This window comes from Shinella sp. H4-D48, from assembly GCF_022637395.1.
Taxonomy (GTDB): domain Bacteria; phylum Pseudomonadota; class Alphaproteobacteria; order Rhizobiales; family Rhizobiaceae; genus Shinella; species Shinella sedimenti.
In genome coordinates, this window is record NZ_CP093337.1 from 1,451,068 (window position 1) to 1,466,384 (window position 15,317).

Genomic DNA, 15,317 nt, shown 5'->3' on the forward strand with positions numbered 1-15,317 from the left:
CGATGACGCAGACACTCTTCATCCTCTTCTTCGCGCTCATATTGGATCGACTGGTCGGCGATCCCGATGCGATCTGGCGGCGCGTGCCGCATCCGGTTGTGCTGTTCGGTCAGGCGATCGGCTTGATGGACCGGCTGTTCAACGGCAAACGTCTCTCCGCCGAAACCCGGCGTTTCAACGGTGCCGCCTGCATCGCCGTCCTGCTCGCGGCAAGCGTCCTGCTCGGTTTCGTCATACATCGTCTTCTCGCCGCGATCGGGCCTTTCGGTTTGTTGGCGGAGGTTGTCGTTGTCGCGATATTCCTCGCCCAGAAAAGCCTGCTGGATCATGTACGCGCCGTGTCTGAAGGCTTGAAGCAGGGCGGCCTTGAAGGCGGGCGGCGTGCGGTGTCGATGATTGTCGGCCGCGATCCGGCGACGCTCGATGAGCCCGCCGTTTGCCGCGCCGGCATCGAAAGCCTTGCGGAGAACTTCTCTGACGGCGTTGTCGCGCCCGCCTTCTGGTATGTGCTGTTCGGCCTGCCGGGACTGTTTGCCTACAAGATGCTGAACACGGCCGATTCCATGATCGGCCACAAGAACGCGAAATATCTCGAATTCGGTTGGGCCGCCGCCCGGCTGGACGATCTCGCCAACTGGCCAGCGGCGCGGCTTTCTGCGCCCTTCATCGCTGCCGGTGCTTGGCTGGCGAAGGGCAGGGCCTCAGCGCGCCTTGCCGTCGGCACGGCCCTGCGGGACGCCGGCCTGCATCGTTCGCCCAATTCCGGCTGGCCGGAAGCGGCCATGGCCGGTGCGCTCGGCATCGGCCTTGCCGGCCCCCGCATCTATGGCGGCCAGCGTGTCGACGAACCCATGATGAACGCCAGCGGCCGCACCACCGCCACCCCCGCCGACATGGATCTGGCCCTGCACATCTTCTCGGCGGCCTGCGCTGTGCTGTCTGTAACGGCACTTGTTTTGGCGCTCTGCTCGACTGTGTTCTGAGCACCAGGAACGTAACGCACGAAGTCTGTAGCTCACTGGTGCTCTGCTCGTTCCTTCGCCTGGTCGCTGGTATTCGTTAAAATTTTACACCTTAACTTCGTTTTATTTTCGCTGTCCCCATCAATATTGCGGAAGGACAAAACGTCTATATTCTGTGCCATCGAGGGACATGGTGTTCAGCATTTCGAAAAATTGATAGAGAGGGAAATCATGCGTAGTGTGCTTGCGACTGCCGTCGCATTTCTTCTTGTGCTTTTCCAGACCGAGACGGTGCTTGCTGCCAATCTGGTGGCGCAGGTCAATCTTTCTTCGCAGACCATGACCGTTACTCAGAACGGTGTCGTGAAGCATCGCTGGCGTGTTTCGACGGGGCGCAAGGGCTATACGACACCGACGGGCAGCTGGTCGGCCAAATGGGCGTCACGCAACCACCGTTCGCGCAAATATAACAACGCGCCGATGCCCTATGCGATCTTCTTCAAGGGCGGCTATGCCGTGCATGCGACCTATGAGACGCGGCGTCTCGGCCGCCCGGCATCACATGGCTGCGTGCGGCTTTCCCCGAACGATGCAGCGACGTTCTACCAGCTGGCAAACCGCCACGGATTGCCGAACACCCGAATCGTCATCACGCGTTAGGCCCCGTCAGTCATTGCCGGCATAGCGCATGAGGCGCTCCATGTCGGGCACGCTGACATGGCGGTTGTTCTCGATGCGGATGACGTTTTCCTTGCGCAGCTTGGTGAACTGGCGGCTGACGGTCTCGATGGTCAGGCCGAGGAAATCGGCGATGTCGGCGCGCGAGAGCGGCAGGTCGAACACGGTGATCTCGATGTTCTCCGGGTCGACATGGGTGGCGATAAGATAGAGGAAGCTTGCGACCTTTTCCTGCGCCGTCTTGCGGCCGAGTGTCAGCATCCAGTCGCGGGCCTCGTCCAGCTCCTTGAGCGCCTGGCGGTGCAGCTTGTGCTCCAGCTCCGGCGTTCTCTTGACGAGGCGGTCGAGTACCTTGCGCGGGAAATTGCAGACTTCGCTTTCGGTCGCGGCCTCGGCGGTGATGGCGCTTTCTTCGATAAAGGGGCGGCCCAGGAAATCCGGTGCGAATTGCAGGCCGACGATCTGCTGGCGGCCATCCGCCATCACCTTGGTCAGCTTCACCACACCCCGGATGATGTTGGAATAGTTCACCACCGTCTCACCCTGGCCGATCACTTCGGCGCCGCTGTCGAGGCGGTGGCGGGAGGAGTGCTTGTTGAGTTCGCAGAGTTGCTCGGGCGTCAGCACGCCGCAAACGCCGCCATGGCGTGCCTCGCAGGCGCGGCAGACGACAGGGATATCGGAATTGTGGATATCTTGGCGACGAACTTCCATGTCAATTTCCTTTGGCCCGATGCCCGGCGGCACAACGCTGCCGTGCTATCGCAAGGTGCCGCCAACATAAAGAGTGTCGCGCAGCGGCAAAATAGCGCTTTCTGACTATTGTCAAATCCTAGATCATCCAATCCGCTTTTCACTTGATCAAAATCAAATGGCGCGGGCCGTTTCGGGTTTATTTGCGTGATCATCAAGGAGATGATCATGCAGGATGCACTCGTAGAACGCCTTTCCGCGCCGGTTCCCCGCTACACGAGCTATCCAACGGCACCGCATTTCGATGAAAGCGTTGAGCCGGATACCTATGCAGAATGGCTCGCTGCGCTGGGGCCGGCCAATCGGCTGTCGCTCTATGCCCACATCCCCTATTGCGACCGGCTCTGCTGGTTCTGCGCCTGCCACACCAAGCATACCCTGCGCTACGAGCCGGTGGAGGCTTATCTGAAAGGGCTGCATGCCGAGATTGCGACCGTCGGCGCGCGGATCTCGCGCGCGGCGCCCGTGACGGCGCTGCATTTTGGTGGCGGTTCGCCCACCATGCTGCGGCCTGATGACCTTATGGCGCTGAAAGACTGCCTCACACGCCATTTCGCCTTCTCGCCGGAAGCCGAGATATCGGTGGAGATGGACCCGAACGATCTCGACGATGCGAGGCACGACGCACTCGCCGCCATCGGCATGACGCGCGCAAGCCTCGGCATCCAGGATTTCGACCCCAAGGTTCAGAAGGCGATCAACCGCATCCAGACTTTCGAGCAGACGCGCGGCGTCGTGGAGGCTGCGCGGGCTCGCGGCGTGCGCTCCGTCAACTGCGACGTCCTGTACGGCCTGCCTTACCAGACGCTGGAGACCATGGCCGAGACGGTGCGGGCCGTGATTTCGCTTGCGCCCGATCGCATCGCGCTGTTCGGCTATGCGCATGTGCCGTGGATGAAGAAGCATCAGACGATGATCGACGAAGCCGCACTGCCCGGCATCGTTGCCCGCTTCGACCAGATGTCGATGGCGGCGCAGATGCTGGTCTCCGCCGGATACGAGGCGATCGGCATCGATCATTTCGCGCTTCCGGCCGACCGGCTCGCCGTGTCCGCGCGGGAGGGCACGCTGCGTCGCAATTTCCAGGGTTATACGGACGATCGGGCGGATGCACTGATCGGGCTCGGCGCGTCATCCATCGGCCAGCTGCCGCAGGGCTATATCCAGAACATGCCGGCGACGGGCGAATATCTGCGTCGCGTGGAGGAGGGCGGGCTTGCCGTGGTACGCGGCTACGTACTGACCGCGGAGGACCGCGCGCGCGCCTGGGTCATCGAGCGCGTCATGTGCGATTTCGGCTTCTCGCTGGCCGATCTTGCGGAGCGCTACCCGGCGTTTTCCGCTGTCATTCGCGGGGAGGCAGGCCGTTTCGTTGCGACGGATCGCGACGGGCTGGCGGCGCTTGAAGGCGAGCGCTTCGTGCTGACGCCGGCCGGTCGGCCCTTTGCCCGCACGGTCGCAGCTGTTTTCGATGCGCATCTTGCAAGTGGCCGGGGACGGCACTCCATTGCCGTGTGAGGGGCTGTTGCCGCCGCAACACAGCCTTGCGGGGAATGCAGGTCCCTCATCAACCCCATTGGCAATCGCGTCGGTTTTCCATATAGGATCGCCCGACTATAGATTCATGAGGTATGGGCGTGACTGCTACATTCGACAAGGTTGCCGACATCATTGCTGAAACCAGCGAGATCGATCGCGAGACGATCACGCCGGAAAGCCACACGATCGACGATCTCGGCATCGACAGCCTCGATTTCCTCGACATCGTCTTTGCGATCGACAAGGAATTCGGCATCAAGATCCCGCTGGAACAGTGGACGCAGGAAGTCAATGAAGGCAAGGTTGCGACGGAAGAGTACTTCGTCCTGAAGAACCTTTGCGCGAAGATCGACGAACTGCGGGCCGCCAAGGCCTGATATGCGCCGCCCGGCCGCCTTTGCGGCGGTGATGTTCCGGACGAACCCGGCGCAGAGGGCTATCGGCCTGCCGTCTTCGGCAGGCCTTTCGATTTTCGGCAAAGGCTAATCCGATGCTGCTAGAATATTTCCAGATGATCGACCGGGTGGAAGCCGTCGATGCCGAGCGCCGTACCCTGAAGGCGCGCTCCGTCGTTCCATCCAAGAGTCCGGTTTTTGAAGGCCACTTCCCCGGCATGCCGCTTGTTCCCGGCGTGCTCCTCATCGAGACCATGGCGCAGGCATCCGGCTTTCTTGTGCTGGGCGCGTCCAACTTTGCTGCCATGCCCTTCCTGATGAGCGTGGACGGCGCGAAGATGCGGACCTTCGTCGAACCCGATGCGATGCTCGACATCGAGGTCGTGCTGGAGCATGAGGGATCCGGTTACGCCGTGACGAAGGCGAAGATTTCGTCGGCAGGCAAGAAGGTGTGCGACACGCAGCTGAAGCTGCGCACCATGCCGTTTGCCGAGGTGCCGCTTGCCGATATCGTGCGCAGGCGCGCCGAAGAGGTGGGTTTGTTGGAGGCGCTCGCAGCGTCTGCTGAAGGGAAGTGAGTATGGCCAAGGCGAACAACGATGTTGTCATCACCGGCGTGGGTATCGTCACCTGTCACGGTGTCGGTGCCGAGGCGCATGTGCAGATCCTCGGCGCGGCCGCGGCGCCCGGGCTGAAGATCGAGACGGAGCGTTTTTCGCCCTATCCCGTCCATCCCATGCCGGAGATCGACTGGAACCAGCAGATCCCCAAGCGCGGCGATCAGCGCCAGATGGAAAACTGGCAGCGCCTCGGTGTCTTTGCCGCTGGCCTTGCGCTTGACGATGCCGGCTTCAAGGATGATGCGGACGCCTGCGGCACGATGGACATGATCGTGGCGGCCGGCGGTGGCGAACGCGACATCACGGTCGATTCGCTCATCGTCGACGAAGGCCTGAAACGCAACGACCGCGAACACCTGCTCAACGAGAAGCTGACGACCGAGCTGCGGCCGACGCTTTTCCTCGCGCAGCTTTCCAACCTGCTCGCGGGCAACATCTCCATCGTGCACAAGGTCACGGGCTCCTCGCGCACCTTCATGGGCGAGGAGGCGGCCGGTATCAGCGCCGTCGAGACGGCCTTCCACCGTATTCGCTCGGGCCAATCCACGCATACCTTGGTCGGCAGTGCGCTCGTGGCCGAGCGGCAGGACGTCATCCTGCTTTACGAAGCCATCGGCGCGCATGCGACGGGCGGCTGGACGCCCCTGTGGTCGCGTGACGAAAAAGCCGGTGGCGGTATCATCACCGGTTCGGCGGCAGCCTTCCTCATTCTGGAATCGCGCGCCCATGCGCAAGCGCGTGGCGCGCGCATCTATGCGACGATCGACGCGATCGGCGGCGACCGCGGTTCGCGCGACGCGGGCCGCCTGGAAGCACGCCTTGAGCAACTGGCCGACGGCGCGAAGGCCGGGAGCGAGACCGTGGTCTTCTCCGGCGCTTCAGGTGCCCATGACGTTACGGCCCGCGAAAAGGCCTGGCTCGGCGCCCGCTTCGAAGGCAGTGCCGTGCGCGGTTACAGCGGCGTTATCGGGCAATCGCTCGAGGCGCAGTTCCCGCTGGGGCTGGCGCTCGCCGCTCTGACCCTCGGGGCCGGCATCACGGTCGCGCCCTTCGACACGACCGCCGAGACCGCCATGAGCGCACCCGCCGCTACTGCCGTCGTCACGACGGTCGGGCACTCGCGCGGCGAGGGCGTCGCAATCCTTTCCGCAGAGAAGTGAGGGTAGGGCCATGACGAAAGCCGCTTACAGGGATCATCTCGGTCGCCCCATTGTCGCCGTTACAGGCATGGGCGTCGTCACCTCGCTGGGGCAGGGTCTCACGGACAACTGGGCTGCGCTAACCGGCGGCGTTTCCGGTATCCACGCCATTACCCGCTTCCCGGTTGATGGGCTCAATACCCGCATTTCCGGCACGGTCGACTTCATCGACGTGCCTGTCGAAAACCCGGTCGAGCGCTCCTATGCCTATGCTCGCGAAACGACGGACGAGGCGCTGGCGCAAGCTGGCCTTTCCGGCGATTTCGGCGGCCCGCTCTTTCTGGCCGCTCCACCGATCGAGCCCGACTGGCGCGACCGCTTTGCGCTCGCCGACCGTGCGCCGGCCTCGCAGCGCCCGGGCGACGCCTATGACCGCTTCCTGTCCGTCTTGCGTGACAATCCCAGCCCCGCGCTGCACGAGGCGTGGGCCTTCGGCTCGATCTCAGAGCGCCTTTCCGACCGGTACGGCACGCGCGGGCTGCCGGTAACGCTTTCGACCGCCTGCGCTTCCGGCGCGACCGCGATTCAGCTCGGCGTCGAGGCGATCCGTCAGGGCCGCACGGAGCGCGCGCTGACCGTCGGCACCGATGGCTCGGTAACCGCCGAGGCGCTCATCCGCTTTGCGCTTCTGTCCGCGCTGTCGACGCAGAATGACCCGCCGACCAAGGCTTCCAAGCCGTTCAGCAAGGACCGCGACGGTTTCGTCATCGCAGAAGGGGCCGCAACGCTCGTGCTGGAATCGCTGGAATCAGCCATTGCCCGCGGCGCCAAGGTGCTCGGCATCCTCAAGGGCTGCGGCGAGAAGGCAGATCATTTCCACCGCACGCGCTCGTCGCCGGACGGTGGTCCCGCCATCGCGACGATCCGTGCGGCGCTGGAAGATGCAGGCATCGACGAGAGCGGTATCGGCTATATCAATGCCCATGGCACCTCCACGCCGGAAAACGACAAGATGGAGTATCTCTCCATGTCGACGGTCTTCGGCGACCGGCTGGCGGGTATTGCCGTCTCATCCAACAAGTCGATGATCGGCCACACGCTGACGGCGGCCGGCGCTGTCGAGGCGGTGTTCTCGATCCAGACCATGCTGACCGGGACGCTGCCGCCCACCATCAACTACACGAACCCCGACCCGACGATCCTTCTGGATGTCGTGCCGAACGTGAAGCGCGATGCGCAAGTTACGGCGGTTCTCTCCAACTCCTTCGGCTTCGGCGGCCAGAACGCCAGCCTCGTGATGACGGCCGAACCGGCCTGACAGGAAAATTGACCATGCGTGCCCTGCAGCTTCTCGACGACCGCAAGCTCGAAATCACCGACATCCCGGAACCGGATGCGCCCGGTCCCGGCGAGGTGACCCTGCGCGTCAAGGCCGTCGCCCTCAACCATATCGATGTCTGGGGCTGGCGCGGCATGGCGTTTGCCAAGCGCAAGATGCCGCTGGTCATCGGCGCGGAAGCCGCCGGCGTCGTCGAAACGCTCGGTCCGGGCGTCTCCAGTGTGCTGCCCGGCCAGCTCGTCTCCATCTACGGCGCGCGCACCTGCGGCCTCTGCAAGCCCTGCCGCGAGAAGCGCGACAATCTCTGCGAACATGTCGGCGGCGTGCATGGCTTCCATCTCGACGGCTTCGCGCAGGAAAAGGTGAACCTTCCCGCTCGCCTGCTCGTGCCGGCACCGCCCGGTATTGATGCGGTCGCGGCCGCACTTGCGCCCGTCACCTTCGGTACGGTCGAACACATGCTGTTCGACAATGCCAAGCTCCAGCCCGGTGAGACGATCCTCGTGCATGCCGGCGGCTCGGGCATCGGCACGGCGGCGATCCAGCTTGCCAAGAAGACCGGCTGCACCGTCATCACCACGGTTGGCTCGAACGACAAGATCGAGAAGGCGAAGACGCTGGGTGCCGATCACGTCATCAATTACCGCGAAGACCGCTTCGAGGGTGTCGTGCGCAAGCTGACGAAGAAGAAGGGTGTCGACGTCGTCTTCGAACATGTCGGCAAGGACACCTGGGCGGGCTCCATGCTCTGCATGAAGCGCGGCGGCCGCCTCGTCACCTGCGGCTCCACCTCGGGCGTTTCCACCGACATGAACCTGATGATGCTCTTCCAGCAGCAGCTTAAGCTGCTCGGCTCCTTCGGCTGCCGCATGGAGAACATGGCGGATGCCATGCAGAAGATGGCTCGCGGCATCGTGCATCCGGTCATCGACACGGAGGTCACCTTCGACGGCATCGCAACGGCGCTGGAGCGCATGGAATCGCGCCAGATCTTCGGCAAGATCGTCCTCAAGCTGGACTGATCGCCGTGAAGATGATCATCACACGCCTTGTTCTGGCGCTCAGGAACACGAAGCAATGGCTGGAGGCGCAGTTCGCCTTCGGCCTGCTCAACCTCCTGAAGCTGCTGCCGGCGGATGGTGCGATCAACTTCGCCGACCGGGTCGCGCGCTGGATTGGTCCCAAGACGAAGCGCCACAGGCTGACGCTGACCAATCTGCGCAACGCCTTTCCGGAAAAGACGGATGAGGACATCCAGGCGATTGCGCTCGATGCCTGGGGCAATATGGGCCGTCTTGCAGCGGAATATGTCTTCCTCGACAAGCTGTTCGATTTCGATCCGGCGCGCAGCACGCCCGGACGTGTCGAGGTATCCGGCATTCCGATCTTTCTTGATCTGCGCGACAATCCGCGCCCCTTCATCGTCTTTACCGCTCATACCGGCAATTTCGAGCTGCTGCCGGTCGCCGGCGCTGCCTTTGGGCTTGACGTTACGGTGCTGTTCCGTCCGCCGAACAACCCGTATATCGCCGACAAGGTTTTCGAATTCCGCCGTGCCCGCATGGGCGGTCTGGTGCCGTCCCATTCCGGTTCGTCCTTCACGCTGGCGCGCAAGCTGGAAGCCGGCCAGCCGGTTGGCGTGCTCGTCGACCAGAAATTCACACGGGGTCTGCCGACGCAATTCTTCGGTCACGCGGTGCAGACCAACCCATTGCTCGCCAAGCTCGTCCGCCAGTTCAATTGCGAGGTTTACCCGGCGCGCTCCATCCGGCTTCCCGGCAATCGCTACCGTCTGGAGATCGAGCCGGCGATGAGCATTCCGCGCAAGCCGAACGGTGCGGTCGACGTTGATGCGACGGCGCAGATGTTGAACGACAAGGTGGAGCAGTGGGTGCGCGAGTATCCGGGCCAATGGCTCTGGTATCATGACCGCTGGAATATCAAGCACAGCCTTATTACTTGAAGGCTTATTATCTTTTATTGGCGCTCTGCTTTTACATACGTACTTCATCCCGTTTTATCCGACTTTCGTCAAATTTGGGGTTTGACATCTTTCCCGACGCTGTTACCATTTTGCTAATGTAAGCGCTTTGAACAGCGATTTCAGGGAGGTGTCAGGCAAAAGAGGGATCCTGTTCTCAATAGTATAATAATGTGGATGGGTAATTGCTGTAGTTCTCAGCAATTTTGGGGAGCATGCATTGAAAGCTCTTGTAGAGTTGTTTTGGTTTAAGTATTCGCAACTACAGTATGCTGTAAGGACCGGAGACGAGAAGCTCGTTTCCATGCTGGATAGGGAAATAGAGCCGGCGCTTGCTGCCGTGCTTCAGAAGGAGGCGCAGAATGTCGGCGACCTTCGCTGCCAGTTCCAGTTCGTGCTGGATCTCCTGCGCGAGGATGCAGACGACAGGGCCTGCGTGCTCCGGCAGGCACAAACTCTCAAGATTTTGCTCGACAGGTATTTCGGTGCGCAAGAGGCGGAAGGTCCGCTTTCCATTCCGGCGATAGACGTCGTGCGCCCGAGCGCGGTGTCGCGCGTCACGGAAGACGGCCTGCTGAACGAGGCGATTCTCGACAGCTTGCCGGACCGCGTCGCCGTCATCACCACAGATTACCGCTACATCTATTCCAACTCGCTCAATGCCAGCCGCTTCAGCGAGAAGCCGATCGATCTCGTGGGGCGTCACATCGTGGAATTCATCGGCCTTCAGCGTTTCGAATCGCGTGTGAAGCGGCATCTCGACCGCTGTTTTGGCGGTGAATTGGTGGAATATGACTATATCTCCAGCGGGCGTGGCAGCGCCGTCACCCGTTGCCGCATGACGCCGTGCCTATCGGCGGCGGGCGATGTGATCGGCGCCATCCTCGTTCTGCAGGACTTCCAGGAATCCTCCCGCGACCCGATGGCGGCTTGATCCCTATGAAGCGAGCGGCCCGCGCAGCATGAACTGCTGCTCGAAGGCGATATGGCGCCGGATCGATTCGAAGAAGCCGCGCAGCATATAGCCCGCCGCTTCCGCGTTGACCCCGGCGTCACCGCTGCCGAGCCGCGTTAACGTGTCGGTCAGTTCCTCGGCAAAACACTCGTCCTCGACATGCTCGAACTTCAGCCTGGCGATGGCTTCGGTCAGTTCGCCGTCGTGTGCGCGCAGTTTCTCCAGCAGGGGAAACAGCGTCTCCTCCTCATAGCGATGCACGCCATTGACCAGCGGAATCAATGATTTGGCGGCGTACATGCATTTCTGCCGGTTGATGTTGGCCGGCAGGCTGTCGGCAATGTCTTCCAGCGCCTCGCACAGCGCGAGCTGCGCGTCGTGGGCTTTTTTCAACCAGTCGAGCGAAACGGCGTCCATCGGGCGGTCCGAAAGCAGCCGGGCAATACCAGTGTAGTCCGTCATCTCATGCGTCCTCGTTGGGTGGATGCCGCGCGTCGCAGGGCGGGGCTGCGTCAACCTGTCCCTTGATGAGCCTGGCTTCCGTTCTGCGCCTTGATCCATGTCAAGGATGCTGGCGTGCGCATCTGCGAAGGCTCATCCGAGCGCAAAGGCCGATTCCGCGTGGGAACGGCTCATGCGGGACATTCGAGAGTTGGGGGATGCCAACGATGAAATACACAACGGAAACAATCGTCCTTGCCGTGGGCGCGTTCCTCGCGCTGCTTGGCGCGGCGTTTGCCCAGGACAAGCTTTTCGGGGCCCATATGTGGGTCCTCTTCTTCGTGCTCCTGGCGGGCACGGTTTTCATGATCCGGCGCATTTCCTTCGCGCCGGCCAAGGTCGCGGCATCGTCCGACGATGGCGGTTATTTCGATGAGGTCGTGAAATACGGCGTCATCGCCACCGTGTTCTGGGGCGTCGTCGGCTTCCTGGTCGGCGTCGTGGTGGCGCTGCAACTGGCCTTTCCCGATCTCAACATCGAGCCGTGGCTGAATTTCGGCCGCACGCGGCCGCTGCATACCTCGGCGGTGATCTTCGCCTTCGGTGGCAACGCGCTGATCGCGACGTCGTTCTATGTGGTTCAGCGCACCTCGCGCGCGCGGCTGTTTGGCGGCAATCTCGGCTGGTTCGTGTTCTGGGGCTACCAGCTCTTCATCGTCATGGCCGCCACCGGCTATCTGCTCGGCATCACGCAGGGCAGGGAATATGCCGAGCCGGAATGGTATGTCGATCTGTGGCTTACCGTCGTCTGGGTCGCCTATCTCGTCGCCTTCCTCGGCACGATCATGACCCGCAAGGAACCTCACATCTACGTGGCCAACTGGTTCTTCCTGTCGTTCATCGTGACGGTGGCCATGCTGCATATCGTCAACAACCTGGCGATCCCGGTCTCGTTCCTGGGCGTAAAGAGCTACTCGGCCTTCTCGGGCGTGCAGGATGCGCTGACGCAGTGGTGGTACGGCCATAACGCGGTGGGCTTCTTCCTGACGGCCGGCTTCCTGGGCATGATGTACTACTTCATCCCGAAGCAGGTGAACCGTCCGGTCTATTCCTACCGCCTGTCGATCATTCACTTCTGGGCCCTGATCTTCATGTACATCTGGGCCGGCCCGCACCACCTGCACTATACGGCTCTGCCGGACTGGGCGCAGACGCTGGGCATGGTCTTCTCAATCATGCTGTGGATGCCCTCGTGGGGTGGCATGATCAACGGCCTGATGACGCTCTCGGGCGCCTGGGACAAGATTCGAACCGACCCGATCGTGCGCATGATGGTCATGGCCGTCGCCTTCTACGGCATGGCGACCTTCGAAGGCCCGATGATGTCGATCAAGTCGGTCAACTCGCTCAGCCACTATACGGACTGGACCATTGGTCACGTGCATTCGGGCGCGCTCGGCTGGAATGGCCTCATCACCTTCGGCGCGGTCTACTTCCTCGTTCCGAAGCTGTGGAAGCGCGAACGGCTGTACTCGATCCGCATGGTCAACTGGCACTTCTGGCTCGCCACCCTCGGCATCGTCGTCTACGCGGCGGTCATGTGGGTCGCCGGCATCCAGCAGGGCCTGATGTGGCGCGAATACGATGAGCAGGGCTTCCTGGTCTACTCGTTCGCCGAAACCGTAGCCGCGATGTTCCCCTATTACGTACTGCGCGCCGTCGGCGGCGGGCTGTTCCTCTTAGGCGCGCTCATCATGGCCTACAACGTGACCATGACAATCCTCGGCTACCAGCGTGACGAAGCCCCGATCCCGGGTGCTGCACCCGCGCTCCAGCCGGCCGAATAGGAGGGGACACCATGTCCATTCTTGACAAACACGCGATCCTCGAACGCAACGCGACCCTTCTTCTCGTCGGCTCGTTTCTGGTCGTCACCATCGGCGGCATCGTCGAGATCGCCCCGCTGTTCTACCTCGAAAATACCATCGAGAAGGTAGAAGGCATGCGGCCTTATTCGCCGCTCGAACTGGCGGGCCGCGACATCTATGTCCGCGAAGGCTGCTACGTCTGTCACAGCCAGATGATCCGCCCGTTCCGAGACGAGGTGGAGCGCTACGGGCACTATTCGCTGGCGGCGGAGTCGATGTACGACCATCCGTTCCAGTGGGGCTCGAAGCGCACAGGGCCGGACCTTGCCCGTGTCGGCGATCGCTATTCGAACGAGTGGCACGTCCAGCATCTGATCGAGCCGCGCTCCGTCGTGCCGGAATCGGTGATGCCGAGCTACGCCTTCCTGAAGGAGACTCCTCTGGAGGTGAAGAACATCACCCTGCATCTGGAGGCCAACCGAAAGGTAGGCGTGCCCTATACGGACGAGATGATCGCCAACGCAGCGGCCGATATCAAGGCACAGGCGGACCCGAATGCGGATACGTCGGGCCTCGAGGCGCGCTATCCGAAGGCAAAGATCGGCGACTTCGACGGCGATCCCGCCAAGCTCACCGAAATGGATGCGCTCGTCGCCTATCTGCAAATGCTCGGCACGCTGGTGGACTTCTCCACCTATGACGATGCCAGCGGTTACCGCTGAGGAGGCCGACCATGGAAACCTATACCGCCATGCGCCACTTCGCTGACAGCTGGGGCCTTCTGGCCATGACGCTGTTCTTCCTGGCCGTCGTCGCCTTCACATTCCGCCCCGGCGCCCGCAAGGCCGCCGAACGGGCCGCTGAAATCCCTCTCAAGGAGGACTGATCATGGCCGAGAAACATATTGACGAAATCTCGGGCGTCGAAACCACCGGCCACGAATGGGACGGTATCCGTGAACTGAACAATCCGATGCCGCGCTGGTGGGTCTGGACGTTCTACATCACGATCGTCTGGGCGATCGGTTACACGATCGCCTTTCCGGCATGGCCGCTGGTCAGCGACGCAACCAAGGGCGTTCTCGGCTGGTCGAGCCGCGCCAACATCGCGACCGACCTCGCTGAGGCCAAGCAGGCTCAGTCCGCCTTCGTCGACCGCATCGCCAGCTCGTCGCTGCAAGAGATCATGGCCGACCCGCAGCTGTCGCAGTTCGCTATCGCGGGCGGTGCGTCTGCCTTCAAGGTCAACTGTGCGCAGTGCCATGGCTCGGGCGCTGCCGGCGCTGCCGGCTTCCCTAACCTCAACGACGACGACTGGATCTGGGGTGGTTCGGTGGACGACATCTACCAGACCATCGCCCATGGTATCCGCAACCCCGGCGACGACGACACGCGCACGTCGGAAATGCCGGCCTATGGAGAAATCCTCGAACCTGTGCAGATCAAGCAGGTCGCGGCCTATGTCGTCAGCCTGACGGGCACGCCGTCGGATGCAAGCCTCGTCGAGCCGGGCAAGCAGATCTTCGCGGATAACTGCGCAGCCTGCCACGGCGATGACGCCAAGGGAAACCGGGAGTTCGGTGCGCCAAACCTCGCGGATGCCATCTGGCTGAAGGGTGAGGGCGAGGCTGCCATCGCCGCACAGGTCCGCTCGCCCAAGCATGGCGTGATGCCGAGCTGGCTGCCGCGCCTTGGCGATGCCTCGGTCAAGCAGCTTGCCATCTTCGTCCACTCGCTGGGCGGCGGCGAGTAAGCCGAGACCAACGACAAACGAGAGAAGCAAAAGGCCGCGTCGAACGCGGCCTTTTTCATGCGACGATAGTGTTCCGCCCCGCCGATTTCGCCCGGTAGAGATTGCGATCGGCGGCGGCGAGCGCCTCGACCGGATCGAACCGGGGCGCGCAATGGAAGGCGCCTATACTGACGCCGAGGGGGATGCGGATGCCGGACGGCGAGCGAAAATCGATCGCGGCGACGGCTTCGCGCACAGCCTGCGCGTGATCAAGCATGCGTTCGGCTGATGCATCGTGCAGGAAGATCGCGAATTCCTCGCCACCAAGGCGACCGACAATATCGTTCTCCCGCGCCAGGCCATGGAGCCCGGCACCGATGAGATGCAGGGCCTCATCACCTGCGGCATGACCGAAGCGGTCGTTGACCGACTTGAAATAATCGACATCGAGGAAGAGCAGGCCTCCATGCATGCCCTCGTTGCTGCATGCGGCGATCTCGTCCATGAAGGCTGCCCGGTTGAGCAGGCCGGTCAGGGAGTCGCGCCGGGCCTGGTATTGCAGGCGGGCATAGGCTTTTTCCAGCGCATCGCGCGCCTCGGCCAGCGCCGCGTTGGCGCGGCGCAGACGGTCGGCCTGGTAGAAATGGACGAGTGAGGCGGGAATGGAGATGGCGATGGGGCAGACGATGGTCATGACGAGCCCGGCGCCGGCCACCTGGCCGCCCATCATCGGCACGAAGGCAAAACTGATTACAAGCGATGCTATCGTCGACAGCACTGCGACCAGCAAGGTCCTGCCTAGAATTCTGTACATCGACGAGCCCACGCTGATTTACCGCTGGGCTCGTCACTAGGAGGCGATTGTTGAAAATCCCTGAATTCTAACGGTAAAAATGCGTCATGCCGCTAGTTTGAC

17 protein-coding genes are annotated in these 15,317 nt (G+C 62.3%); 14 read left to right on the forward strand and 3 right to left on the reverse strand.

The window, feature by feature from the left end:
• Window positions 1–2: 2 nt before the first annotated feature.
• On the forward strand, window positions 3–983 hold the full coding sequence (cbiB, locus tag MNR02_RS07035) for an adenosylcobinamide-phosphate synthase CbiB (protein WP_241948608.1): 981 nt from the start codon (window positions 3–5) through the stop codon (window positions 981–983).
• Window positions 984–1,193: 210 nt separating this feature from the next.
• Complete coding sequence (locus MNR02_RS07040; protein ID WP_241598728.1) at window positions 1,194–1,622, forward strand: L,D-transpeptidase; 429 nt, start codon at window positions 1,194–1,196, stop codon at window positions 1,620–1,622.
• A gap of 6 nt (window positions 1,623–1,628) precedes the next feature.
• Here the strand turns inward: MNR02_RS07040 and MNR02_RS07045 are convergent, their stop codons facing one another.
• A complete protein-coding gene (locus tag MNR02_RS07045) occupies window positions 1,629–2,354 on the reverse strand; it encodes a Crp/Fnr family transcriptional regulator (RefSeq protein WP_241598730.1) in 726 nt (241 codons plus the stop codon).
• A gap of 207 nt (window positions 2,355–2,561) precedes the next feature.
• On the opposite strand from MNR02_RS07045, the gene hemN reads away from it, so the two are divergent.
• From hemN to MNR02_RS07085, 8 genes are all read left to right on the forward strand, one after another.
• Entirely contained in the window at window positions 2,562–3,911 is a 1,350-nt protein-coding gene (gene hemN, locus MNR02_RS07050; protein ID WP_241948609.1) for an oxygen-independent coproporphyrinogen III oxidase, read from the forward strand.
• Between the two features lie 113 nt (window positions 3,912–4,024).
• Window positions 4,025–4,309, forward strand: coding sequence for an acyl carrier protein (locus MNR02_RS07055; RefSeq protein WP_134650064.1), 285 nt, complete (start codon window positions 4,025–4,027; stop codon window positions 4,307–4,309).
• Between the two features lie 113 nt (window positions 4,310–4,422).
• Window positions 4,423–4,905 (forward strand): 3-hydroxyacyl-ACP dehydratase FabZ family protein, encoded by a 483-nt coding sequence (locus MNR02_RS07060; RefSeq protein WP_241948610.1) that lies wholly within the window; start codon window positions 4,423–4,425, stop codon window positions 4,903–4,905.
• Window positions 4,906–4,907: 2 nt separating this feature from the next.
• On the forward strand, window positions 4,908–6,107 hold the full coding sequence (locus tag MNR02_RS07065; protein WP_241598743.1) for a beta-ketoacyl-ACP synthase: 1,200 nt from the start codon (window positions 4,908–4,910) through the stop codon (window positions 6,105–6,107).
• Window positions 6,108–6,117: 10 nt separating this feature from the next.
• Window positions 6,118–7,404, forward strand: a complete 1,287-nt coding sequence (locus tag MNR02_RS07070; protein WP_241948611.1) for a beta-ketoacyl-ACP synthase — start codon at window positions 6,118–6,120, stop codon at window positions 7,402–7,404.
• A gap of 14 nt (window positions 7,405–7,418) precedes the next feature.
• Window positions 7,419–8,447, forward strand: coding sequence for a zinc-binding dehydrogenase (locus MNR02_RS07075; protein ID WP_241948612.1), 1,029 nt, complete (start codon window positions 7,419–7,421; stop codon window positions 8,445–8,447).
• A gap of 11 nt (window positions 8,448–8,458) precedes the next feature.
• Window positions 8,459–9,388: a lipid A biosynthesis lauroyl acyltransferase gene (locus MNR02_RS07080; RefSeq protein ID WP_241948835.1), complete on the forward strand. Its 930-nt coding sequence runs from the start codon at window positions 8,459–8,461 to the stop codon at window positions 9,386–9,388.
• 322 nt (window positions 9,389–9,710) lie between these two features.
• Complete coding sequence (locus MNR02_RS07085; RefSeq protein WP_241948613.1) at window positions 9,711–10,340, forward strand: PAS domain-containing protein; 630 nt, start codon at window positions 9,711–9,713, stop codon at window positions 10,338–10,340.
• 3 nt (window positions 10,341–10,343) lie between these two features.
• On the opposite strand, the gene MNR02_RS07090 is transcribed toward MNR02_RS07085, so the two are convergent.
• Window positions 10,344–10,778: a hemerythrin domain-containing protein gene (locus tag MNR02_RS07090; RefSeq protein WP_241948614.1), complete on the reverse strand. Its 435-nt coding sequence runs from the start codon at window positions 10,776–10,778 to the stop codon at window positions 10,344–10,346.
• A gap of 251 nt (window positions 10,779–11,029) precedes the next feature.
• Here MNR02_RS07090 and ccoN point away from each other — a divergent pair, with 251 nt between their 5' ends.
• From ccoN to ccoP, 4 genes are read left to right on the forward strand one after another with little or no spacing between them, the layout of a single operon-like run.
• On the forward strand, window positions 11,030–12,649 hold the full coding sequence (ccoN, locus tag MNR02_RS07095) for a cytochrome-c oxidase, cbb3-type subunit I (protein WP_241948615.1): 1,620 nt from the start codon (window positions 11,030–11,032) through the stop codon (window positions 12,647–12,649).
• An 11-nt stretch (window positions 12,650–12,660) separates the two neighbouring features.
• Complete coding sequence (gene ccoO / locus MNR02_RS07100; RefSeq protein WP_241598750.1) at window positions 12,661–13,392, forward strand: cytochrome-c oxidase, cbb3-type subunit II; 732 nt, start codon at window positions 12,661–12,663, stop codon at window positions 13,390–13,392.
• Between the two features lie 11 nt (window positions 13,393–13,403).
• Window positions 13,404–13,556 (forward strand): cbb3-type cytochrome c oxidase subunit 3, encoded by a 153-nt coding sequence (locus MNR02_RS07105; protein WP_241598751.1) that lies wholly within the window; start codon window positions 13,404–13,406, stop codon window positions 13,554–13,556.
• Window positions 13,557–13,558: 2 nt separating this feature from the next.
• The gene (gene ccoP, locus MNR02_RS07110; RefSeq protein ID WP_241598753.1) at window positions 13,559–14,422 is read left to right on the forward strand and encodes a cytochrome-c oxidase, cbb3-type subunit III; all 864 of its coding nucleotides are present in this window, start codon (window positions 13,559–13,561) and stop codon (window positions 14,420–14,422) included.
• Window positions 14,423–14,477: 55 nt separating this feature from the next.
• On the opposite strand, the gene MNR02_RS07115 is transcribed toward ccoP, so the two are convergent.
• Window positions 14,478–15,215 (reverse strand): GGDEF domain-containing protein, encoded by a 738-nt coding sequence (locus tag MNR02_RS07115; RefSeq protein ID WP_241948616.1) that lies wholly within the window; start codon window positions 15,213–15,215, stop codon window positions 14,478–14,480.
• Between the last annotated feature and the right edge of the window lie 102 nt (window positions 15,216–15,317).